This is a genomic window from Frankia sp. BMG5.60 (assembly GCF_059428125.1).
Map to the genome: position 1 here is coordinate 5,418,225 of NZ_CM182091.1, position 21,584 is coordinate 5,439,808.

A 21,584-nucleotide genomic window follows, 5' to 3' on the forward strand; every position below is an offset into this window, starting at 1 on the left:
CGAGCGGCGCTGGACCCGCCCGCTCAGGGCAGGGGGCCCAGCCGGGCCACCGCGCGGACCGGGGCGCCGTCGGCCGCGGCGAGCGGCAGGGGGAACAGGAAGATCTCGACGGTCCGCCCCTGCGCCCGGGCCCGTAGCAGGCTCGCCAGGCCGGTGAGGTTCTCGGCGATCACCGCCCCCGCGCCGCACAGCACCCGGTGGGCCGCCAGGCTGAACTCCTGGCCCGGCCCGGGGGTGCGGTCCACGCTCAGAGCGTCGATGCCGACGGTCCGCACCCCGGCGTCGACGATCGCCCGGGCCGTGTCCGGCGCCAGGTAGGGGTGGCGCAGGTAGGCGGGGCGCCCCCAGCGGTCCGACCAGCCGGTCACGAACAGGACCACGTCGCCGGGGCGCAGCCCCGCCGGGAGCGCGGCGGGCCCGATCGCCCCCTGCGCAGCCTGCCCGCGCACGTCGACCAGCACCGCCGGACCCGTGAAACGGTCCAGCGGCAGCTCGTCGAGCCGGGGCAGCGCGTCGTCGATGTGCCAGGGCGCGTCGACGTGCGTGCCCGACTGCGAACCCAGGTGCAGGCGCTGCACGTTCACGCCATCCTCGGCCGCGCGCAGCGCCGGCGCCACGGCCACCTCGGGATCTCCCGGGTACACGGGCATCCCGCTGACGATCGGCACGGACAGGTCGACCAGCTCGCAGCCCTGCGCACCGCCTTCGACGGGGATGCTCGGCATGGGGACCTCCGGCGGTGGGGATTCCCGCGCGCGGCGGGCCGTCTCACCACCATGCCTGCCGGTCCCCGTTCCGGCTGCCGTGGCCGGCGTCGACTCAGCGATGGACCGGCGTCTTCAGCGGGTCGTATTCCGCCAGGAGCCGCTCCAGCCGGACCTGGTCGACCCGGCTGACGACGCTGGCCGCCTCCTGCTGGTCGCGCACGCACTTGGCCAGCGTGAACGCAGAGGTCACGATGTAGAGCAGGCCGAGCCAGAGGAAGGCGCGCAGCCAGGAGTCGCCGGGCAGTCGGGCGATCGCGTACGTGACGGCGCTGAGCGACACGGCGAACGACAGCGCCGCCTGGACGAAGAAGACGGTCGTGGTCCTGGCCTGCGGTGGTGTGTGCGACATGTCGCCGTCCGCGAGGGCTACGAGGACGCGTCCTGACGTCGTGCTGCCCGGCGGCTTCCGACCGGCGTCGCGCTCCACACGCGGGGGCGCGTCGGCGCGAACGAGTCGATGGATCGAGGCCCGCGGCGGCGCCGTACGCTCGCTGCCATGACCGAGGTTCTCCAGCCGGTGCCGGCCCTGCACCGACCGGACCTGCTCGCGGCGGCCACCGCGGCGGCGCTGGCGGCCTGGCCGGACGCGGTGTCCGCGCCGCCCGTCGAGCAGGTCGAGGTGGCGGAGATCGACCCCGAGCTGGCCGACACGGCCGCGTTCTGCGCGCGCTACGGGGTCGAGCCGGCCGACTCGGCGAACTGCGTCGTCGTCGCGGCCCGGCGCGGGGCCGAGACCACGCTCGCGGCGTGCGTCGTCCTCGCGACGACCCGGGCGGACGTGAACGGGCTGGTCCGGCGCCGGTTGGCCGCCCGTAAGGTGTCGTTCGCGCCGATGGACATGGCCGTCTCCAGCACCGGGATGGAGTACGGCGGCATCACCCCGGTCGGGCTGCCCGCCGACTGGCCGCTGCTGATCGACCGCGTGGTCGCCGAGCATCCCCGCGTCGTCGTCGGCTCCGGCCTGCGCCGCTCCAAACTGTGGCTGCCCGGAGCGGCGCTCGCCGCCCTCCCCGCCGCCGAGGTCCTCGACGCCCTCGGCACCTGACGTTCCTCGCCTGTCCAGAGGGACGAATCGGACGCCCAACACTCTGGAAAGACAGGGAAGTCCGGCGACCGGGCGGGTGAACGCGGCGGGCTGGTCGGCTGGCGGGCTCGGCGTCAGACCGTCGTCGTCGTCTCGGCGAGCTGCGCCTGCACGATGCGGACGACGTCGTTGATCGTGGTCAGGGTGAAGACGTCCTCGTCCTCGATCTCGATTCCGTACTCGCGCTCGATCCGGGCGATCGCGAGCAGGACCTTCACCGAGTCCGTGCCCTCGACGGTCCGCAGGTTGCGGTCCGCGTCGAGGGTCTCGGCGGGCAGGCGGAGCGCGCCGGCGACGATCTCGGTCACCGTGCTGACGATCTCGGCGTGGGCAGACGACATCGGAACTCCTCGGATCGTGCGGTCGGCGGTTCGATGCGGATGAGACGACGGGCGCGCCCCGGCCGCGCCGGTCGGCGAGGCCGGGGCGCGACGGCGCGACGGCGGCCCGGCTAAGCCCGAGGCGTCACGCCATGGAGTCGGCGAGGGCCTGCCGGATGTCGGAGTTCCGGGTCAGGTCCCGGCCGAGCGCGCTGCCGAGCGCGCGGCGCAGCTTGGCCTGGAGCCGGTCCTGCTCGTCCGGCGGCGAGAACCGCAGGTAGACGTCGATCACGTCGTCGACGGTCTCGTATCCCCGCATCTCCTCGACGAGCTGATGCTTGTAGACCCCGACCGGGTGGTTGAGCCGCGAGCTCGTCACGTAGAAGTGGATGCGTTCCAGGACCGAGGTGAGTTCCTCGGGGTGCTGGTCGAGCCGCCGCTTCAGGTAGTACAGGAATTCGCGGGCGTGGCCGGCCTCGTCGCGGCTCGCCCGCAGGAAAAGGTCGGACAGGACGGGCTCACGCACCCAGGCGGAGAGAGCCCGGTAGGCGGTGTTGACGATGATCTCGGAGATCACGTTCGTGGCCAGGGTGGCGCTCGGCGTGATGCCACGCTCGTACGGCTCGCGCAACGCCTCGATCTTGGCCTGGTCGATGTGCACGCCGATCGCCTTCAGCCAGGCCCGGAACGCGTAGTGGTGCTGGAGTTCCTGGTAGGCCCAGACGGCCACGAAGGCCGAGCAGTCGTAGTCGTCGTCGAACTCGCTGAGGAATCCGTGCAGCCCGGGCAGCGAGGTCGCCTCGCCCATGACGACACCCTTGACGAGCGAGATGTAGGCGGGATCGACCAGATCGCGGCGGACGTTTTCCAACCCGAGCTCGGAAACCTTCCACTGAAGGCGCTCGTAATGTTGGAAAACCTCGAAACTGTGGGCGTCCTCAGAGGTGGCGGTCGGCATTTGCGCTCCTTCCGAGCTTCTCCTGGCCAGACCTTCCGGTCTCACTATTGAGTCTTCATGCGGCAGCGACAACCCGCTATTCGGATCTCAATCGGCCCATCGCGACCGGTTATCGCCGGACTCGGTCGACCAGTGGGGGAGGAGAGTACTGGGAAGATCGGTCCTTCGGCGTCCGCCTGGTAGGCGGGGTGCCACGGCGGGTCCTGGATCACGGGGAGCACGCCGCCGCGGAAAGGGGAAGAGATCCTCGATTCCGCTTCCGGACCGTTCCGACAAAGCTACCAAAGACACCCTCGTGGAGTCTCGCACTCTCGCGATAATTTCCGCGCATGGACCGATTGTGATTCGACGTCAGGGTGGTGGCGGCCGGTCAGGCGAATCATAGTAGCTCAGCAAAGGCGGAGCCATGCCAGGTGTGGTCGGTGTGCCGGTTTCGGCATCACGCCACGGACACTCGAAGCGGATCGCCTCTACGCAGCCACCGCATCGGCTTCGTACGGTCCTCGATCGGATGCGGCTGTTCTGGAGGAGTTGCGGTGACTATCGCCGACTCGGCCCCGCGTACCGAGGACCGGCTGTTTCAGAGCCGGCTGGACGAGGCGGGCGTGCTCGACCAGCGGTACATCCTGGTCCACGCCGACAACGCCACCCTGGAGCTGATCGACGAGGCGGGCAGACCGCACCGGTGCACCGACTTCATGTCGGCCTATGCCGCTGTCAACTTCGGCCACCGCAATCCGGCGATCGAGCGGGCACTGGCCCGGTCGTCCGACCTCACGGGTCTGTTCTACGGCCCGGAGGCGGACGGGGTGGCGCGGTGGTTGTGTGCCCGGCTGCCCGAACCGCACAGCCGGCGGGTCCTGTACCAGGTGGGTGGCAGCTTCGCGGTGGCGGCCGCGCTGGCCCTGGCCCGCCGCACCCGTCCGGGCCGGGTGATGTCGATCGACGGTGCGTTCCACGGCCTCGGTGTCGACGCGGCGGCACTTACCAGCGTGCAGCGGCGGTTCTCGTTGCACGACACCGGCTTCGTCGACCTGCTCGCGCCCGAGGTGATCCACCTGACTCCCGGCGCCGTGCCACGGAACTGGGACGGCGTCTCATGCATGATCTACGAGCCGGTGCAGGGCGCCAACGGGTACGTGCCTCTCGACCGCGAGTGGCTGCGCGAGGTGACCGCCTCCGCGGCGTCGGCGGGGGTGGTCACCGTGTCCGACGAGATCCAGTGCGGGTTCTTCCGGCACGGCGTCTTCAGCCCGTCCGCGGCCTGGGGTCTGGACCCGGACGTCGTCCTGTTCAGCAAGTCGCTCACCAACGGCATGTACCCGCTGTCGGCCGTGGTGTACAAGCGCTTTCTGGAGGCGGGAGCGGATCCGGTGTATCTGGCGCACACCTTCCAGACCGGCACCCTGGGCACCGCCGCCGCGTATGAGGTGACCCGCTACATCGACGGCAACGATGTGGCGGCCATGGGCGCGGCCGTCGGCGCCCGGCTGGAGGAACTCGCCGGCCGGCTTCAGGCGGCCGGCCTGGCGCGCGCTGTGTACGCGACCGGCCCCGCACTGTCCTTCGAGCCGACCGCGGTCGTCAGCCGGGAACTGGTGCGCCGAGCGTTCGCCAGTGGCGCGCTCGTGTTCAGCGGGGGCCGGCACGGTGAACGCATCCGCATGGCGCCCCCGTTGACCATTCCTGACGCGCAACTGGTCGAAGGCATAGAGCTGGTCTGGTCGGCCGCCGGTGGCCGCGCCGGTGGGACGTGAGCACTGCCACGAGGCGTGGTCGGGCGGGGCGTCCGGTGGTCGCGGTGTTGTGTGCTGGCCGACGCCCACCCGGCCTGGAGATGGTCGAATCCAGCGCCGAGGTCCGTTACACCACGGCTGAACGACTTCCCGAGGACCTCCGCGGAGCGGACGCGCTCTTCGTGTGGGACTTCCGGTGTACCGGGGTCGAGGCGGCCTGGCCCGCCGCGGACGCGCTGCAATGGGTGCACGTCGCCGGCGCCGGCGTGGACGCTGTGCTCTTCCCTGCGTTGCGAGACGGCGACGTGGTGCTGACGAATTCACGGGGTGTCTTCGAAGGCCCCATCGCCGAGTATGTGCTCGGGCTCGTGCTCACCTTCGCCAAGGATTTCGCCGGCACGTTCGCGGCACAGCGGGAACGCCGATGGCAGCACAGGGAGACCGAGCGGATCGACGGGGGTGCCGTGGTGATCGCGGGCACGGGGCCCATTGGCCGCGCGGTTGCACGGACCTTGCGTTCGGTGGGCATGCGCGTCGAGGGCATCGGGCGCACCTGTCGCGACCACGATCCGGACTTCGGCGTGGTACGCGACTTCGACCAGTTGACGCGGCGGCTGCCGCACGCGGATTTCGTGGTCGCGGCGAGTCCGTTGACCGAGCGGACCGCGGGCATGTTCAACGCCTCGACGTTGGCCGCGATGAAGCCGTCCGCCCGGTTGATCAACGTCGGCCGGGGGGCGCTCGTGGTTACCGAGGACCTGGTTGAGGCCCTGCGTGACGGTGTCATCGCGGGCGCGGCGCTGGACGTCTTCGACACCGAACCCCTTCCCACCTCCTCACCGCTGTGGGCGATGCCCGCTGTGCTGGTGTCGCCGCACATGTCGGGCGACTTCGTCGGCTCTTTGCCCGCGCTCGCCGAGTTGTTCGTCGACAATTACCGGCGCTGGCTGTCCGGAGATCCCCTCCGCAACGTCGTCGACAAGCGGCTGGGTTATGTGCCCACCGGGGCCTCGAGTGGCTGACCCAGTCGACGATGTGAGAACCGTCCGGCGGGTGCTCAGGTCGTGGATTCGCGCTCAGAAGATCGCAGAAAGCTCATGCAACACCTCATGGCGGTCCAGCTCGAACGGGTTGTTCTCCACCCTGGCCCGGGACCTCAGCCCCGCATCCACGATGGACCCAAGCGCCTCGCGGCTGATCCCGTAGTCCCTCAGCCGCGGCGACCAGCCGAATCCGGCGAGGTAGTCGGTGAAGTAGTCCGCCGGCTCCCTGTCCCCGAGGCCGAGCACCTCGATGATGGCCGCGAGCTGCTCGATGACCCGCGGCTCGACGCCGGGCCGCTCGGCCATCGCCAGGTTGTGGCGCAGCAGCCACCGTAGGTTCAGCAAGCAGGCCACGCCATGCGGCACGTCGTACCGCGTGGTCAACCGGTACGCGAAGGCGTGCGCCGCCGTCGTCCTCGTGATGTCTATGGCTCGGCCCGCGGCGAGGGCCGCGGCCGCCAACGTGCTCCGCCCGGCGGCGTCCGGTTCGGACACCGGTCGCCGCAGCATGGGGACGAGGGCGCGCAGCGCCTCGCTCGCGAACTCGCGGGAATGCGGGGTCGACCGCTTGCTCCACCACGACTCGACGGCGTGGCACAGTGCGTCGAAGCCACAACTTCCGACAAGGCTCGGTGGGCAGGACGCCGCCAGGTCGGGATCGATGACGGCAACGTCGGCCAGCACCGACGGGTGGTCCAGCGACAGCTTGGTGTCGCCCTCGAAGACCGTCGCGAATCGGGTGACCTCGCTGCCCGGGCCGGCGGTCGTCGGCACGAGCACGAGCGGCCTTCGCTCCGCGGGTGGCTCGTACCGCGTCGCGTGCAGCGACCCGCGAGCGTGCTCGACGTCGGCGGGCAGCAGGCGGACCAACTTCGCCACGTCGAGTGCGCTGCCGCCACCGACACCGACGATCACCTCCGGCCGCCATCGGTCCCGCAATCGACACCCAGCGACCACATCGTCCAGGCGGGGGTTGGGGGTGAAGCCGGAGAACAACGCAACCTCGGTTACCGCCAGCAACTCCTCGATCCCGGTCGCTCGAAACGCTCGGGCGCTGGCCACCACCAGCACACGCCTGCCCGCACCCACCAGCCGCGGTAGCACCGACACGCAGCCGGCCGCGCTGATCACGTCCGGCGGGTGCACGGTTTCTCCGCCGCACGGCTGGATACCCAGGCACGAAAGCGCCGGTGCATCTCCGGTGCGCTCATCGCGGAGGTCGCCCGGGGCGGAGCGGTGCCGCGACCGGACGCCACGCGCACAACCAGCAGGTGCGGTCCAGGAGTGGACAGCATCATGCGCAGCGCGGCTTGCACCTCCCCGAGCTCCGAGCACTCGCGCGCGTGGCGGTACCCGCAGGCCAGCCCGATCTGGACGAAGTCGGTCATCGGCGAGGTGGTCGCCTGCGAGCCGGTGGACTCGTAGGAGCCGTTGTCGAACAGGACGTGCACCATGTTGGCGGGGGCGGTGAAACCGATGGTCGACATCGTGCCCAGGTGCATCAGCGCCGCGCCGTCGCCGTCCAGGACGACCACCGGCCGCGCGTCGGACAACGTGCGCGAAAGCCCCAGGCCGATCGCCGCCGCGTGCCCCATGGAGCCCTGCATGTAGAAATGGTTGTCCGCGTCGCCAAGAGTGAACAGCTCGCGCGAGGTGTAGCCGGTCGTGGAAATGATCGGCAGGTCACCCAGGTCGGGCAGGATCGCACGGAGTACCTGGGCCCGGGTGCACAGCGGGGGAAGGCCGCCCTCACCGCCCTCACCGCCCTCACCGCCCTCGACGACCTCCCCATCCTCGACGACCCCGGCGATGGCTCCCTTCTCGACCAGGACGAACGCCGGACGTCCGCGGGCCAGTTCACGCTCTGCCTCGTCGAGGATGCCGTCGAGGTCACTCGCCGCGGCGGTCAACAACCACCTGGCCGCGCCCAGCGCGTCGAGCAGCCGTGCCGTGGCCTGCCCCATGACGGCGTGCTGTGGTTCGTCCTGCGACGGGTCGGGCCAGCCTCGCAGGCTCACGAACGCGAGCACCGGAATGTCATAGGTCATCTGCAACGAGGCGAGTGGGTTGATCAGGTTGCCCAGCCCGGAGTTCTGTGCGAAGACCGCGGTGCGCGAGCCCGCGAGGGCCGCACCCGCGGCAATGGCCAGGGCAGCGCCCTCGTTCGCCGCGGGCACATACCGTTTGTCGCGCGACAGCCACTCGATCGGACCGGCGAAATACGAGCACGGCACACCGGTGGCGGAGCTGAAACCGCGCGCGATCAACCGCGAACAGAACCAGTCGGCGTCGATCACCGGTCCAGCTCCTGCCACTGCCGCAGCCGCTGAAGCTCGAACACGTCGTTCAATGACGCCAGGTCGTCCTCGAGGTCGGCCGAACTCCCGTGCGTGATGATCGTGTGGAAGGTGGCCCGCAGCGCGTCGATCGTCGCCCGAAGTCCCTGGTTGGCGTAGATAATGACGGATGCACCCGCCTTGACCGCGTCGTCGAAGTGCCACCCGGGGTACGTGGTCGGCACCAGCACGACCGGCTTGCGTCCGTCCCACTGCTCGAGGAACGCCTGCACCTCGGCGCTGGTCCGCTGCTTGGAGTGGACCAGCAGCGCGTCCGCGCCGGCTTCGGCGTACGCGTAGCTGCGGTTCAGCGCCTCGTCGACGCTGAGTCCACTGATCAGGGCTTCGGTGCGGGCGATGACGAAGAAGTCGTCGCCGCTCTGGACCCGCTTCGCGATGGAGATCTTCCGCGCGAAGGCGGTGGTTTCGAGCAGGTCGTGATTGCCGGGGGCGAAGCTGTTCATCTTCGGATAGTGCTTGTCCTCGATGCAGACCGCACTGATTCCCGCCGCTTCGTACTCGTGCACCAGATAGGCGATATTGAGGTTGTTGCCGAAACCAGTGTCGCAGTCGGCGACGACCGGGATTCCCACCCGACGCTGGATCTGGACCGCGGCCTGGAGGTAATCGGTCATTGTGAGCAGGCTCGCGTCGGGTAGACAACGCGCCGCGGAGATTCCCAGGCTGGACGCCCAGACCGCGGCGAAGCCCGCCTGCTCGGCAAGCATCGCTCCCAGCGCGTCGTGCACCCCCGCGGCACGCACGGCCCGACCCTCCGCCAGCACCTCCCGGAAGGTCCTGTTCGTGATTCTCCGCATCTCATGTCCTCCACATCGGCCGCGCCTCATTCGGGGCCGCGCCTCATTCGGGCACAGCAGGCTCACGCGACCCGGCCTGAGGGCGGCGGTTGCCCCTCTCGCAGCACGTGCCGCACTCCGGCGGCGACCCGCTGCCGCAGGCTGACCTCCGACTCGGCGGACAGGAACGCCCGATGAGCGGTGACTATGACGTCCGGCCTGCACAACAACTCACGACCGACCTCGTCGTCGTTGGGGTCCTCCGGCGAGAAGACGTCCGAGGCAAACCCGCCGAGGCGTCCGTCGCGAAGGGCGTCCAGCACCGCGGGGAGGTCGACGAGACCGCCGCGAGCAGTGTTCACGAGCAACGCACCGGGCGCGCACGACCGGAGCAGGGTCCGGTCGACCAGACGTTCGGTTTCGGCGGTCAGCTCCGGGTGCAGCACGATGACGTCCGACACGGCGAAGAGCTCGGCCGGCGAGGCGCAGGATGCCACGCCGTGGCTGGCCATCTGGTCCGCCGGAACGTAGGGGTCGTAGGCGACGATCCGCCCGTAGAAGGGGTGCAGCTTGCGGCTGGTGGCACGGCCGATTCTGCCGAAACCCACGATGCCCGCGGTCAACCCGGCGGTGCGCCGGGGAATCCGACCGGCGTGGATGTTCCACGAGCGGTTGCGCACCAGCCCGTCCTGGACACAGACGCCGCGTTCGAGGGCGAGTGCCAGGGCCAGGGTGTGGGTGCTGACCTCGTCGCCGCAGTAGTCGGGGACGTGGAAGCCCCACAGCCCCCGCGCCCGCAACAACTCGGCGTTGAGGTTGTCCAGCCCCACCCCCTGACGTGCGACGACCCGGCAGGACGGACCCACCGCGTCCAGCAGCCGCGGGGTAACCAGGGCACGGTAGACCACCAGCGCGTCCGCACCAGCGACGTGGCTGTCGAACTCCGCACCGTCGACGAGGAACCGGCCGTCCCGACGGACGCCGAGCCCGAGCTCGACATCCTCCCCGTAGGTCTCGCGCTCGATCGTCGCCAGCGACGGATCGAGCTCACCGTGCCCGTCGACGGCCCACGCCGGATCGGTGTACACCACCCGCATCAGCTCGGTGCCCCCTTCTGGGCGTCGTAGCCCCAGCCGAGCCGATCGCGACGCCCTCGGCGCAGCACCCGCTGCGCCTGGAACGTGTTGGACAGCTCGATGTAGTCCACATAGGACAGATGCCGCCCGCTGCCCAGCTTCACCACCGATCCGGAGCCGGACCAGCCGTGCGCGACGAACGGCGACACCCATGCGCTGCCGTCCCCGGTCAGCCGTGCGGAGCCGATCCCATCGCCGTCCTGATGACGCCCGCTCTCCTGATGACGCCGGCTCTCCTGATGACGCCCGCTCTCCTGCCGCCACCAGAGCGTGATCTCGCCGTCCAGCACGAAGTAGTGAGTCTCCGCGAAGTCGCAGAGATCGAGCACCGGCTCCGGCGTGCCGTTGTCAACGTGCAGGTACAGCCCCGTCAGGTCGGGCAGGTGCGATGCGGCGGCGAGGGATGCGACCTCGTAGCTGCGAAACGGGCGGATGCTCGCCACGCTGCTCTCCACCGAGCAGAACGTCTTGCCGACCTGGTCGTGTTCGCGCATCGCGGGGAGCAGGGTCCGGTAGTCCGTCGCGAGCACCCTGGCAACCGCGCGCACCTCGTCGAGGGTCAGGTCCGCGACGTCGGCGAGACGCCCGTGCGGGATACCGGTGTCCCTGGCCAGGCTGGTCATGTCGTGACCACGACGGGCAAGCGCGCTGCGCAGGACCGCCGCGGGCGAGCCGTCGGACACCGACTCCACCATCGCCTCGAAGGCGTGGTCGGCCCAGGAGTTCGTCTCCCCCACCAGGGCCTGAAGCCCGGACATTCCGGTGTAGGAGATGATTCGAGCGGACACGTCCGTCGCGAGGGAGTACGTGTGTGGGCAGAAGGAAGGCTCCACATAGGAGTCGCCGGCCACCCACGGCACGGCTGAAGTCCCCGCACGCATCCGCCGCCACGTCGCCTCGGTGAGCTCGGTTCCCCAGCGGCCGTTGATGTCACCCGGGCCCAGGTTCACCGTGATCGCGGGCTCGAGGTGACCGTTGTTCAACGCGGGCAATCGGTCGCCGGGACACAGTATGTCGAGGACGACCGGCGCCACCCTGCCGGCCGGCGCCGCCATCGTGTAGTAGTTGTAGAAATGGATCCCGTCGCGCCGCACGGCACGACATGTAGCCCGCATCTCGGCCGTCGTACGGATCACCACGAGGTTTTTCCCGGTCCCCCCGGAGATCTGTGGGAGTTCGACCTCGAGCTGCCTGACCACCAACTCGGCGAAATCGTCCGACACGTCGAACTCATCATTGGCGAGTAGCTGACCGAACTCCTCTTCGCCGATTTTCAACCGAACCGCGAGATCGTGACTGGTGATCTTCCTGGCGTTCATCCAGTGAACGATCTTGAATGTATCCAACAGCAATTCTAGTCGCTCCTTGCTCAAGGAACCTCGACGGCCGGCCGACTGGCGGACCACTGTGCTCGAGGAACCTGCCGCGAATTCCGCACGGCCGGAGCGAGCAGCCAACTGCCCGCACTCGTCGCGATAAGGCCACCCACAACAATCGTGAGGGCGAGCCCGGCCCGTTCACCGAACGCGCCGACGAAGACGACGGCGAGCACGCCACCCAGCAGCGATCCCAGCGGCAGGGTGCCCCAACCGATCGTCCGTATCGAGGCGAGCACGCGGCTTTGTAGCTGGACGGGTGCCAACACCTGGCGCGCGACGGCCACCTGGCTGTTCCAGATCGGCAGCCAGGGCGAGGCGAGCGCGACGACCACCCCGAGGACCTGGGCCGGGTGACCGAGGAGGGCGAGCGGCGCCAGTAGCCACATCACCCCCTCGGCGACCGTGAAAAGCAGCGTCCGGCCGTATCCGAATCTCCGCACCGCGCGCCCCGCGACCGATGCGCCCAGCACCGCCGTGACCGCTCCGGTTGCCAGGATCACTCCCATGGCGTGGACGGAGAGGTGGAGCGCTCGGTAGGCGTACAGGAAGATCACCGTCTTGGTCACCGTGATGCCCAGGTTTCGCACCGCGGCACAGAGCGTGAGAGGTCGCAGCAGGTCGTGGGTCAACACGAACAAGAAACCCTCCCGGAGCCTGCCGACCATGGTGTCCCCTGGTGAGCGCGGCTCGGCCGGTGGTTCGCACGTCCGCACGGACAGCACGCTGAGAATGGAGCCGAGGAAGGACGTCGCGTTCAGGGCCACCGCATAGGTCGCCCCGAATGCGCTCGACAGCGCCCCGCCGAGCGCAGGTCCGATAACCTGCGAGGTGCTCCGCGAGGCCTCGACCGCGGCGTTGCCTCGCGGCAGATCGTCGCCGGGTAGCAGAATTGGCAGATACCCCTGCAACGCCACGTCGTACAGCAGGGTGAAGCAGCCGCTCACGGCGACGACCAGGAGTAGCTGCTCGATCGTGAGCACACCGAACCGCTCCGCGACCGGAATACTCATGAACAATACGAGGCGCGCGGCACCGGCCACCACCATCATCCGCCGACGGGTGAACCGATCGACGAGCAGCCCCGCACCGATACCGGCAACCGGGTACGCGATGTACGTGGCCATCGTCAACAGCCCGACATCGAACGTGGTCGCGTGCAGGGTCAGGATCGCGATGGTCGGCACGGCGAACGTGGCCACCCGGTCGCCGAGCAGGCTGATCGACTCACCGCGCCACAGGACGCGGAAGTCGCGCGGCCCGGTGTCCTCGGTCATGCCAGGCGGGTGAGTTGGAGGAGGAAGTCATCGCTCTGGCCGGGCACCCGTAGGTGTGCGGTCTCGTAGCGGAGGCCGCGTGGCACATCCTGTGCGGCCAGCTCGTCGAGTTCGCCTGCTCTGATCCGGTGTTCTCGTCCCCTGGCCACGTAGAAGTCGACCAGCACGTCCATCGGGATGTCCCCGTGCCGCGGCAACACCGTGCCAAGCCATTCCGCTGCGGCGCTGTAGTCGACGTCGAACTCCGCCTCGTCGAAAACGGTGGACAGCACGCCGCGTCGAGCGGCCTCGGAGAGCACCGCCTCGTCCCGCTCGTACAGCCCCAACCGGTAGCTCAGCCGCATCTTCCCGCCGGGGCGCACCGCGGCGGACAGGGTACGCAGGGCGCTGCGCAGCTCGGCGCGGACGAACCTGTTGACAAGTCGATCAGCCACCACGAGATCGAACGCAGCGTCGAACCGCGAGTCGGCGCGGGTGACGTCGACCCGAACGAACTCGGCCCTTCCCGGGATCAGGTTCTCCAGCTCGGCAAGCATCACCGCGGAGAAGTCCGCGACCACCAGCTCCGCGCCGGCGTCGAGCACCGCACGGGCGAGTGCAACGGTGCTGGCGCCCACCAGAAGCACCCGCTCGCCAGCGGCGAGACCTTCGAGGTACTGGGCACACGCCGCGGGGTTCGGACCGCCGTCGTAGTTGCGGTTCCAGTACGCGCTACCCAGCCGGTCCCAGGCGCCCGCCTTCGAGTTGGTGATCTCGTGGTCAGCGATCACGGAGGTCCCCCCGGGGGCGGCCACGCCGGTCGGCGGTGGCACGGCCGGCGGTGGCACGGCCGGCGGTGAGAGCGGTCACCTTTCCTCCTCGGTTCGAGAACGCACCGTGTTCTCGGGTTCGCGCAGATTTCTGATCCGGTAGAAGTACTAAATGACAAGGGTCTTGACCCTGGTCATCTCCTCGATCGCGTATCTCGCACCCTCACGACCGATACCGCTGTCCTTCACCCCGCCGAACGGGATGTTGGGCGACTCGAACTGCGGTCCTCCGTTCACCACGACCGCGCCCACGTCGAAAAGCTCGGCGGCCCGGCGCGCGTGGTCCAGATTGTTGGTGAAGATTCCTGCCTGCAGGCCGTAACGAGTGTTGTTGACGACCTCCACCGCTTCGGGGAAGTCCTTCACTCTGATCACCGGCGCCGTCGGGCCGAAGGTCTCGAGGCGCACCAGATCCGCGTCCCGTGGCACGTGGTCGAGAACGGTCGGCCAGTACTGGGCGCCCACCCGCCGGGCCCCGCACAACACCCGCGCGCCCGCGGCCACGGCACGAGCCACGCGGGCCTCCACTTCGCTGGCGGCGTCCCGGTCTATCAGCGTGCCGATGTCGGTCGCAGGGTCCCCCGGATCGCCGACCACCAGGGCCGACGCAGCGGCGGCGAGTTCCGTGACGAACTCGTCGGCGACGTCCCCGTGCGCGATGATGCGTTTGACCCCGCGGCACGACTGTCCGGAGGTGGCGAATGCGCCCGCGGTGGCCGCCGCAACGGCCGCGGGAATGTCCGCATCCGCCATGATGACCAGCGCGCCACTGTCCCCGAGCTCGTAGGTCTGCCTGATCATCCCGGCTGACGCGGCGAGCAGCCGGCCCACTCTGGTGCTGCCGGTGAACGTCAACATGTCGATGTGTCCGGAATGAATGAGCGCGTCCACGAGCTCACCGGGTTCGCCGCACACCAACGCGATCAGGTCGGGTGGCAGGCCGGCTCGCAGGAGCGCGTCGACGAAGCGGATCGCGCTCAGCGGGGTCTTCTCCGACGGCTTGACGATCACCCTGTTGTTGGCGGCTATCGCGGGGGCGACCTTGGTGACGACCTGGTTCAGCGGTCGGTTGAACGGCGTGACGGCGCACACGACGCCGATCGGCTCCCGGGTCATGATCGCGAGGCGCCGCTGCCGAGCACTGGTGACGTCGGTTCGGATCGCCTCGCCGGTGATGCGCTTGCCCTCCTCCGCGCAGTACCGGAGTTGAGTGGCGGCGCGGTCCACCTCGCGCCGGGCGTCCATGATGGCGAGACCGGACTCCTGGGAGATCGTGCTCGCGAAATCGTCCCGTTCGCGGTGGAGAAGCTCCGCTGTCGAGGTGAGGATGTCGCTTCGGTCGTATGCGGTGAGCTCAGACCTGACTCCGGCAAGCCCGCGCGCCGCCTTGAGCGCCTGCTCCGGACTTGCGCGCACCACCGTCCCTACCACCTCGTCGGTGTAGGGGTTGCGCACCTCCGTGACGCCCACGCCGGGCGACCACCGGCCACCGGAGAACAGACCCTTTTCTGCGCTCATCGGCCGACCTCGTCGGCGACGGCGGCGTTGTCGAGCAGGCGTGCGCCACCCAGGCGCACCGCCCCGAAGACGCGCAACTCCTCCACTGCTGTGCCCGCGACGGCCGGGCCGAGCGAACCGGTGTACACCTCGACGTACTCGACCAGGTCGAATCCGCGCGCCAGCAGGGTCTCCGCGATATCTTTCGTGGTCTCGCCGATGACGTCGATGCCGTGCTCGGCGATCCGACGCGCGCCGCGCCGCAACTCCGCGTACAGCCGCGGGGCGATCGTCCGCTGGCCGGCGTCCAGATACGTGTTGCGGCTGCTCAACGCCAGGCCGTCGACGTCGCGCATGGTCGGGCAGGGCACTACCTTCACCGGGAGCCCCTGATCCTCCACCATCGCCCGGATGACGGCGAACTGCTGGTAGTCCTTCTCGCCCCAGTAGGTCCGATCGCAGTCGACAATGTGCAACATCTTGAGGACCTCGGTGGTGACCCCGTCGAAGTGTCCCGGGCGCTGCGGGCCGCACAGCACATCGGTCAACCCGCGCACGACGACCTTGGTACGCACCTGTTCGATGCGCCGCTCGCCCAAGGGGAAGATCGTTTCCGTGGCCGGTGCGAAGACCGCGTCGCACTCCCGGTCGCGCAGGGCGCGGAAATCCGCCTCCTCGGTCCTGGGGTAGCGGTCGAAGTCCTCGGTGGGTCCGAACTGAATCGGATTTACGAACAAGGTCAGAACGACCTTGTCGCATTCTCTCCGAGCGGCGTCGACAAGGCTCAGGTGCCCTTCGTGGAGAGCGCCCATGGTCATGACGCAGCCGATGGAGGAACCGGCGGAGCGCCATTCACGCGTTTGCTGACGTACGTCCTCGATCGTGTGCAGGACCCTTAGCAACGTGCCCCCTCCACAGCCGATTCAGGCCTGATCGACCACGCACCCGCAGCGTGACCAAGAATCCGTGTGGTGATGATCTAACCGGATCGTGGCGACATGTCAATGGGCAGGCGCGGCTGCCGCCCGCATCTCCTATCGCTCGATCGAGATTTCCTCGATCGTCCATACATCGGCAGCGCAGGGCCGCCGCGCGGGCGTAGCCTTACGGCGCAACGACACCCGGCTTGGAACCTATTCGATCGGCCGTTGCGAGAGCTTGCCGGCCCGCTCGGAATCTGGTATGAAGATTAAATCTTGCCGGGTGTCACCTCTCCAGCAAACGCGGCCCGGAACAACACCGGCGACTATCGAGCCGGAGTCTCGTGCACCGGGAAACGCGGAAGTTGACGATACGCAGTGCGTCGCAACCAGGCGAACCGGCACCGCTCGGGCCGCTCGCGGTCGGTTCAGCCCTGATAGGGGAGCAGGCATTCTCTCCAACGAAGAGGAACCCGGTGGAACCAGAAACGGATCTCGGTGACCGCGCCATACCGGAAGAGGTCGGCCTGTCGTCCAGCAGGCTCGCCAGGATCGACCGGATGCTGTCGTCGCATGTGGACGACGGCCGGCTGCCCGGCGCGGTAGCGCTCGTGTACCGCCGGGGTCAGGTCGCGTACACCGCGCAGGCCGGCACCGTGACGCCGGCAACCGGCACACCGATGCCGCTGGACGCGATCTTCCGCATCTACTCGATGACCAAGCCGATCACGAGCGTGGCCGCCATGTGCCTGCACGAGGAGGGACTCCTCGACCTCGGCGATCCCGTCGGGCGGTTTCTGCCCGAACTGGCCGACCTGCGGGTGGGCGAATCCTCGTCGGACGGCGGATACCGCCTTGTGGACGCGGAACGCGAGATCACTGTTATCGATCTGCTGCGGCACACCTCCGGCATCGTCGGCGGGTATTTCGGAACCCCCTGGATCCTGAAACTGTACAAGGAGGCCGGTATCAGGGAGTTCGACCACACGGACGTCGCTTATACCACGTCCACACAGGACCTCGTCACCTCGTTCAGCAAGCTGCCCTTGGCCATGCAACCGGGCTCTCATTGGGAATATGGCCGATCCGGTGATGTCGTGGGACGCCTCCTGGAGGTGGCCAGCGGCCAGCCGCTGGACGCTCTGCTCGCGGATCGCGTGTTTACCCCACTCGGCATGGCCGACACCGGGTTCTTCGTCCCACCGGAACGTGCCCACCTGATCGTGCAGCCGGCTGAGCCCTTCGCCGCGGACACGGTGATGCGCGACCTCACCTCGCGTCCGACCTTCCTCTCCGGCGGCAGCGGCGCCTTCTCAACCGTCCGGGACTACCTCCGGTTCACCAGGATGTTGCTGGGAATGGGTGAACTGGACGGCCAGCGGGTGCTCAGCCGGAAGTCGGTCGAGCTGATGACCTCCGACCACCTCGGTTCGCTGTACGGCACCGGCCCCGACTACATGCCGCGCGACGGGTACACGTTCGGCCTGGGCGTGGCGGTGCGCAAGCAGTCGGGACTCTCCGAGGTCCTCGGCTCCGCGGGCGATTACTGGTGGCTCGGCCGCGGGTCGACCAGCTTCTTCGTCGACCCGGCCGAGGATATGATCGGACTGTTCATGACCCAGAAATACTGGCGGGCCAGGCACTACCAACGGGTATTCAAGAATCTCGTGTACCAGGCCGTGATCGACTAGCCGGCTGGGAAAGGCGTGCGCCATCCTGCGTGGCTGCGAGTCGGGTCGGCTGAGTACGGCGGAGCGGGAGGAGACGGTGGGACCGCGGGCCACCCCGACGCGGGCCACCCCGACGCGGATCGTTCACGTTGCCTCCGCAACCCCGGCCAGGTCGTCGAGCCGCAGCAGGACAGCGGTGACCATGGCGCTGTTCACCGACGCCGCGCGGTCCGCCTCGACCACCACCGCGCGGACCCGGGAGGCACCGTCGCTGGCGGCCATCCGGCCGAGGGTGCCGCTCAGGTCGTCTCCCGCCGTCGCCAGCAGTCTCTCGATCAGCCGGGCCTGGCTGCTGGCCAGCTTTGACCGCAGCGACGCCTTCGCGATCACCTCCCAGTAGGAGTCCTCCGGCCGGTCGACGATGCGACTGGCGAGCCGACCCAGGCCGAGCCGGACGCTGAGATCGACGTACGCGGCGAGGACGTCGGTCACCGCCGCGTCGTGGCGCAGCGCCACGTCGGCGATGTCGAGGGCGTTGACCATCCCGTCGAGCCGGGAGACCTGTTCCGCGGTGCGCGCGGGCAGCCCGGCCGCCATCAGCCGCTCGTGCAGGGTCTCGACGGCGTCGAGCTCCTCCCGCGCGCCCAGCCGACTCAGGGTGTCCGGCAGGGCCATGGCGATGTCGCTGACCCCGTCGAGGTACCGCGTCGTCTCGTAGCTGAGCCGTAGCGGCCTCGGCCGTCGGCGCACCATCCACTGGGCGGCCTTCTCCTGCAGGGCACGGCACCGCAGCAGGATCTCCACGGCCGGATCGGCCGGGGTGCTCCGGACCGGCCCGCGGGCGCGGTCACGACCGGTGGCCATCGCCACGCTTCCGCCGCTACGGCAGTAGTCGTCCACGGCTTCCCACACCCAGGACAGCCCGAACAGGTCACGGGTGATGACGAACGCGCGAACCCCGTCGAGTGGATGCGCTCCGGACAGCTCGGTGAGCCGGAACAGGAATCCCGGCCCGGCCCGGTCGACGACGTCGTCGGTCAACTGCGAGGCGGCGATCTGGCGCCACAGGGGGTGACGCGAGATCCGCGGTCCGACCACGGGGTGTAGCGCCGCGGGCAGGTAGGCGTCCAGGGTCGGCCCGACCATCGGCTCCTGGAGCAGGTCCGAGTCGACGATCTTCTCATAGATCATCCGTTTGCCGTAGGCGTGCAGCAGCGCGATCTCAGGGCGGGTGAAGGTCGGCCCGTGCCCCATCCGGCCGCGAACCACCTCCTCGGTCGGGACCTCGTCGACGGTCGGGTCGAGGTCACCGGACTCGATCAGATGAGCGGCCAGCCGCACCATGCCCTCGGGCGACAGCGCGGCCTGCTGCTCCGAGACGCTCAGCGACAGCACCTGCCGGGCCGAGTCGGCGAGCACCTGGTTGGCCACGTCCTCGGTCACATCCGCCAGCATCCGGTTACGCCTCGTGTGATCGATCGCCCCGTCACGTACGGCCATATCCAACCCGATCTTGAGGTTTACCTCCCGGTCCGAACAGTCGACACCGGCCGAGTTGTCGATGAAGTCGCTGTTGCAACGTCCCCCGCCCAGGCAGTACTCCACCCTCGCCGCCCCGGTGAGCCCGAGGTTGCCGCCCTCGACGACAACGGCGGCCCGTAGCTGGGAGGCGTCGATTCGACGACGGTCACGCGCCTTGTCCGCCACCGCGTGGTGATCCTCATGCGAAGCCTTCACCCAGGTTCCGATGCCGCCGCTCCACAGCAGATCCACGGGCGCGGACAGGATCGCCTGGACCAGCGCGTCCATGCTCAGCGACTCGTCTGCGACGGCGAGCATCGCCCGCACCGCGGGGGTGAGGGAAACCCGTTTCGCCGACAGCGGGAACACCCCGCCGCCGGCCGACAGCACGGCGCGGTCGTAGTCCGCCCAGCTGCTCGCCGGCCGGGCGGCCAGCCTCCGGCGTTCGGTGTACGAGGCTTCCGGATCCGGGTCGGGATCGAGAAAGACGTGCCGATGATCGAAGGCGGCGACCAGGCGCAGGTGCCGGGATTGCAACATGCCGTTGCCGAAGACATCCCCGGACATGTCGCCGATCCCGACGACACTGATCGGATCCCGGTCGGCGTCCATCCCGATCTCGGCGAGGTGACGACGAGCGGACTCCCAGGCCCCCCGCGCGGTGATCCCCAGAGCCTTGTGGTCGTAACCGGTGCGCCCCCCCGACGCGAACGCGTCCCCCAGCCAGTACCCGGTCTCGACGGCAAGCGTGTTGGCCAGGTCCGAGAAGCCGGCGGTGCCCTTGTCCGCGGCGACGACGAGATAGCTGTCCTCGCCGTCCCGGCACCGCAGACCCGGCCAGCGGGTGATGCCCGCATCGGTCCGGTCGTCGGTCAGGATCAGCAGCGACCCGACGAAGTCGGCATAGCAGGCCCGCGCCTCGGCGTCGAGCCGGGACGGATCGCGCGGTGGCCGGCGCAACACGAACCCGCCCTTCGCACCGTCGGGGACGACCAGGGCGTTTTTGACCCGCTGCGCCTTCATCAGAGAAAGGATCTCGGCTCGCAGATCCTCGCTGCGGTCCGACCAGCGGATGCCGCCCCGGGCCAGGATCCCGGCCCGCAGGTGCAGGGCGTCGAAGCGTGGGGTGCTGACGAACACCTCGGCCACCGGGACGGGACGAGGCAGCCACTGCAGGCGGCTGGGGTCGAGCTTCACCGCGAGTGCGGCGCCAGGCACGTAGTAGGTGGTCCGAACGATCGCGAGGGTCACGTCACGCAACCGGGCCAGCAGCATGTCCTCGTCGATGCCGTCGACCGTTCGCAGCTCCCGGTCGATCCGGGCCACCAGCCCGGCGGCGAACTCGGCGTCGTCCCGCTCCGGATCCAGCCGGGCATGAAACAGCCGGACGAGATCTCGCGCGAGGGCCGGTCGGGTGGTCAGCACCCGGTGGCCGTAGGCCTCGCTCAGCGGCAGGCCAGCGTGCAGCAGGTAGCGCAGCAACGCTCGCAGGAGGCCGACCTCCCGGGCCTGCAGCGGGCCGGTCAGCAGCAGCTGATCCAGCGGGTCGCTGTCGGCCCGGCCCGACCAGATCGCCTGGAGGGTCTCCTGCAGGGCGTCAACCTGGCGGACGGCGTGCCGGGCGAGGTCTCGGGAGCCGAGTACCCGGTACTCATCCACGGTCACCGCGGCCGAACCCTCGAACATCTCGAGGGTGCGCTGGTCGGCGACGCGCAGGCCGAGGTTGACCAGGAGCGGGACGACGTCCGCCAGCGGCGGTCCCGTGGCCGGCCAGGCAAGCCAGAGGCCCAGCGGGTGGTCACCGTCGACCTCGCGCAGCGCGACCCCCGGCGCACCGCATTCGGCCAGGCCGCGACTCGCTTCCTGCGCCGCCTCCGCCCGGGCCGAGGCGATGTCGCGGGCCGGTATCGAGGTGACCATCACAGCTCCCTGTCAGGCGCGGGGACGACGGCGTCGCGGGCCGGGGACGCCCCGAACTCATCGCATCTCGAGACGTACCCACGGTGACCGGATCCCGACCGCTGTCGAGGCATGGACCTGGTCGAGGCGCCTGGCCTAGCCGGACACTCCCGACGGCCGGACGAGTGCGCCATACACGCCCTACGCCGAGCTCGGACCACCCGCCGACCCGTCCGGCCACGAGGGCGCGGCTGCGCACTTCGAGCTTCGACTCATCCATTCACCCGTCCTGAGCTGAGTACTCGTCGGAGGCGATCGATGCCGCCGGAGTACTCGCCGGCTGGCACGGCTACCTGACGCGCGATGACTACGCCGGCTGGCACCAGTACGACGACCAGCTCGCCGGGGTCCAGCTCTGCTGCCAGCACGTCATCCGGT

Annotated in this window: 18 protein-coding genes; 4 read left to right on the top strand and 14 right to left on the bottom strand. The window is 69.3% G+C overall.

Features of this window, described 5'->3' with window-relative positions:
* Positions 1–23: 23 nt before the first annotated feature.
* Together AC5R91_RS22215 and AC5R91_RS22220 are read right to left on the bottom strand one after the other, a co-directional pair.
* Positions 24–725, bottom strand: coding sequence for a cyclase family protein (locus tag AC5R91_RS22215; RefSeq protein ID WP_495393252.1), 702 nt, complete (start codon positions 723–725; stop codon positions 24–26).
* Positions 726–819: 94 nt separating this feature from the next.
* Complete coding sequence (locus AC5R91_RS22220) at positions 820–1,116, bottom strand: YiaA/YiaB family inner membrane protein (protein ID WP_495393253.1); 297 nt, start codon at positions 1,114–1,116, stop codon at positions 820–822.
* Positions 1,117–1,263: 147 nt separating this feature from the next.
* Between AC5R91_RS22220 and AC5R91_RS22225 the strand changes: the two genes are divergently transcribed.
* On the top strand, positions 1,264–1,812 hold the full coding sequence (locus AC5R91_RS22225) for a YbaK/EbsC family protein (RefSeq protein ID WP_495393254.1): 549 nt from the start codon (positions 1,264–1,266) through the stop codon (positions 1,810–1,812).
* Positions 1,813–1,925: 113 nt separating this feature from the next.
* Here the strand turns inward: AC5R91_RS22225 and AC5R91_RS22230 are convergent, their stop codons facing one another.
* Positions 1,926–2,192, bottom strand: a complete 267-nt coding sequence (locus tag AC5R91_RS22230; RefSeq protein WP_495393255.1) for an acyl carrier protein — start codon at positions 2,190–2,192, stop codon at positions 1,926–1,928.
* A gap of 124 nt (positions 2,193–2,316) precedes the next feature.
* Complete coding sequence (locus AC5R91_RS22235) at positions 2,317–3,129, bottom strand: ferritin-like domain-containing protein (RefSeq protein ID WP_495393256.1); 813 nt, start codon at positions 3,127–3,129, stop codon at positions 2,317–2,319.
* Positions 3,130–3,665: 536 nt separating this feature from the next.
* Here AC5R91_RS22235 and AC5R91_RS22240 point away from each other — a divergent pair.
* Together AC5R91_RS22240 and AC5R91_RS22245 are read left to right on the top strand one after the other, a co-directional pair.
* A complete protein-coding gene (locus tag AC5R91_RS22240) occupies positions 3,666–4,886 on the top strand; it encodes an aminotransferase class III-fold pyridoxal phosphate-dependent enzyme (protein WP_495393257.1) in 1,221 nt (406 codons plus the stop codon).
* An 80-nt stretch (positions 4,887–4,966) separates the two neighbouring features.
* Positions 4,967–5,887: a D-2-hydroxyacid dehydrogenase gene (locus AC5R91_RS22245; RefSeq protein WP_495398030.1), complete on the top strand. Its 921-nt coding sequence runs from the start codon at positions 4,967–4,969 to the stop codon at positions 5,885–5,887.
* Positions 5,888–5,941: 54 nt separating this feature from the next.
* Here AC5R91_RS22245 and AC5R91_RS22250 read toward each other — a convergent pair whose 3' ends face one another.
* The 9 genes from AC5R91_RS22250 to panC form a co-directional block, all read right to left on the bottom strand.
* A complete protein-coding gene (locus AC5R91_RS22250; RefSeq protein ID WP_495393258.1) occupies positions 5,942–7,054 on the bottom strand; it encodes a phosphonoacetaldehyde reductase in 1,113 nt (370 codons plus the stop codon).
* Complete coding sequence (aepY, locus tag AC5R91_RS22255) at positions 7,036–8,205, bottom strand: phosphonopyruvate decarboxylase (RefSeq protein WP_495393259.1); 1,170 nt, start codon at positions 8,203–8,205, stop codon at positions 7,036–7,038. Before aepY ends, AC5R91_RS22250 begins: the two co-directional genes overlap by 19 nt.
* Complete coding sequence (locus AC5R91_RS22260; protein ID WP_495393260.1) at positions 8,202–9,062, bottom strand: isocitrate lyase/phosphoenolpyruvate mutase family protein; 861 nt, start codon at positions 9,060–9,062, stop codon at positions 8,202–8,204. Before AC5R91_RS22260 ends, aepY begins: the two co-directional genes overlap by 4 nt.
* 62 nt (positions 9,063–9,124) lie before the next feature.
* The gene (locus tag AC5R91_RS22265; protein ID WP_495393261.1) at positions 9,125–10,132 is read right to left on the bottom strand and encodes a C-terminal binding protein; all 1,008 of its coding nucleotides are present in this window, start codon (positions 10,130–10,132) and stop codon (positions 9,125–9,127) included.
* 5 nt (positions 10,133–10,137) lie between these two features.
* A complete protein-coding gene (locus tag AC5R91_RS22270) occupies positions 10,138–11,529 on the bottom strand; it encodes a histidine kinase (protein ID WP_495393262.1) in 1,392 nt (463 codons plus the stop codon).
* A gap of 17 nt (positions 11,530–11,546) precedes the next feature.
* Positions 11,547–12,830, bottom strand: coding sequence for an MFS transporter (locus tag AC5R91_RS22275; protein WP_495393263.1), 1,284 nt, complete (start codon positions 12,828–12,830; stop codon positions 11,547–11,549).
* The gene (locus tag AC5R91_RS22280; RefSeq protein WP_495393264.1) at positions 12,827–13,600 is read right to left on the bottom strand and encodes a methyltransferase; all 774 of its coding nucleotides are present in this window, start codon (positions 13,598–13,600) and stop codon (positions 12,827–12,829) included. Before AC5R91_RS22280 ends, AC5R91_RS22275 begins: the two co-directional genes overlap by 4 nt.
* A 147-nt stretch (positions 13,601–13,747) precedes the next feature.
* A complete protein-coding gene (locus tag AC5R91_RS22285; RefSeq protein ID WP_495393265.1) occupies positions 13,748–15,157 on the bottom strand; it encodes an aldehyde dehydrogenase family protein in 1,410 nt (469 codons plus the stop codon).
* The gene (gene panC / locus AC5R91_RS22290) at positions 15,154–16,038 is read right to left on the bottom strand and encodes a pantoate--beta-alanine ligase (RefSeq protein WP_495393266.1); all 885 of its coding nucleotides are present in this window, start codon (positions 16,036–16,038) and stop codon (positions 15,154–15,156) included. The genes AC5R91_RS22285 and panC overlap by 4 nt, the downstream gene beginning before the upstream one ends.
* Before the next feature lie 494 nt (positions 16,039–16,532).
* Between panC and AC5R91_RS22295 the strand changes: the two genes are divergently transcribed.
* Positions 16,533–17,747, top strand: a complete 1,215-nt coding sequence (locus AC5R91_RS22295; protein ID WP_495393267.1) for a serine hydrolase domain-containing protein — start codon at positions 16,533–16,535, stop codon at positions 17,745–17,747.
* 123 nt (positions 17,748–17,870) lie between these two features.
* Here the strand turns inward: AC5R91_RS22295 and AC5R91_RS22300 are convergent, their stop codons facing one another.
* Positions 17,871–21,167 carry an NAD-glutamate dehydrogenase domain-containing protein gene (locus AC5R91_RS22300; RefSeq protein WP_495393268.1) on the bottom strand — a complete coding sequence of 1,099 codons (3,297 nt, stop codon included), beginning with the start codon at positions 21,165–21,167 and terminating at the stop codon, positions 17,871–17,873.
* Positions 21,168–21,584 lie beyond the last annotated feature (417 nt).

Coding starts and splice junctions, on each gene's coding strand:
- AC5R91_RS22285 (WP_495393265.1), bottom strand. CDS start 15,157: ATGAGCGCAGAAAAGGGTCTGTTCTCCGGTGGCCGGTGGTCGCCCGGC.
- AC5R91_RS22220 (WP_495393253.1), bottom strand. CDS start 1,116: ATGTCGCACACACCACCGCAGGCCAGGACCACGACCGTCTTCTTCGTC.
- AC5R91_RS22275 (WP_495393263.1), bottom strand. CDS start 12,830: ATGACCGAGGACACCGGGCCGCGCGACTTCCGCGTCCTGTGGCGCGGT.
- AC5R91_RS22245 (WP_495398030.1), top strand. CDS start 4,967: ATGGTCGAATCCAGCGCCGAGGTCCGTTACACCACGGCTGAACGACTT.
- AC5R91_RS22225 (WP_495393254.1), top strand. CDS start 1,264: ATGACCGAGGTTCTCCAGCCGGTGCCGGCCCTGCACCGACCGGACCTG.
- AC5R91_RS22230 (WP_495393255.1), bottom strand. CDS start 2,192: ATGTCGTCTGCCCACGCCGAGATCGTCAGCACGGTGACCGAGATCGTC.
- AC5R91_RS22260 (WP_495393260.1), bottom strand. CDS start 9,062: ATGCGGAGAATCACGAACAGGACCTTCCGGGAGGTGCTGGCGGAGGGT.
- AC5R91_RS22300 (WP_495393268.1), bottom strand. CDS start 21,167: ATGGTCACCTCGATACCGGCCCGCGACATCGCCTCGGCCCGGGCGGAG.
- AC5R91_RS22235 (WP_495393256.1), bottom strand. CDS start 3,129: ATGCCGACCGCCACCTCTGAGGACGCCCACAGTTTCGAGGTTTTCCAA.
- AC5R91_RS22215 (WP_495393252.1), bottom strand. CDS start 725: ATGCCGAGCATCCCCGTCGAAGGCGGTGCGCAGGGCTGCGAGCTGGTC.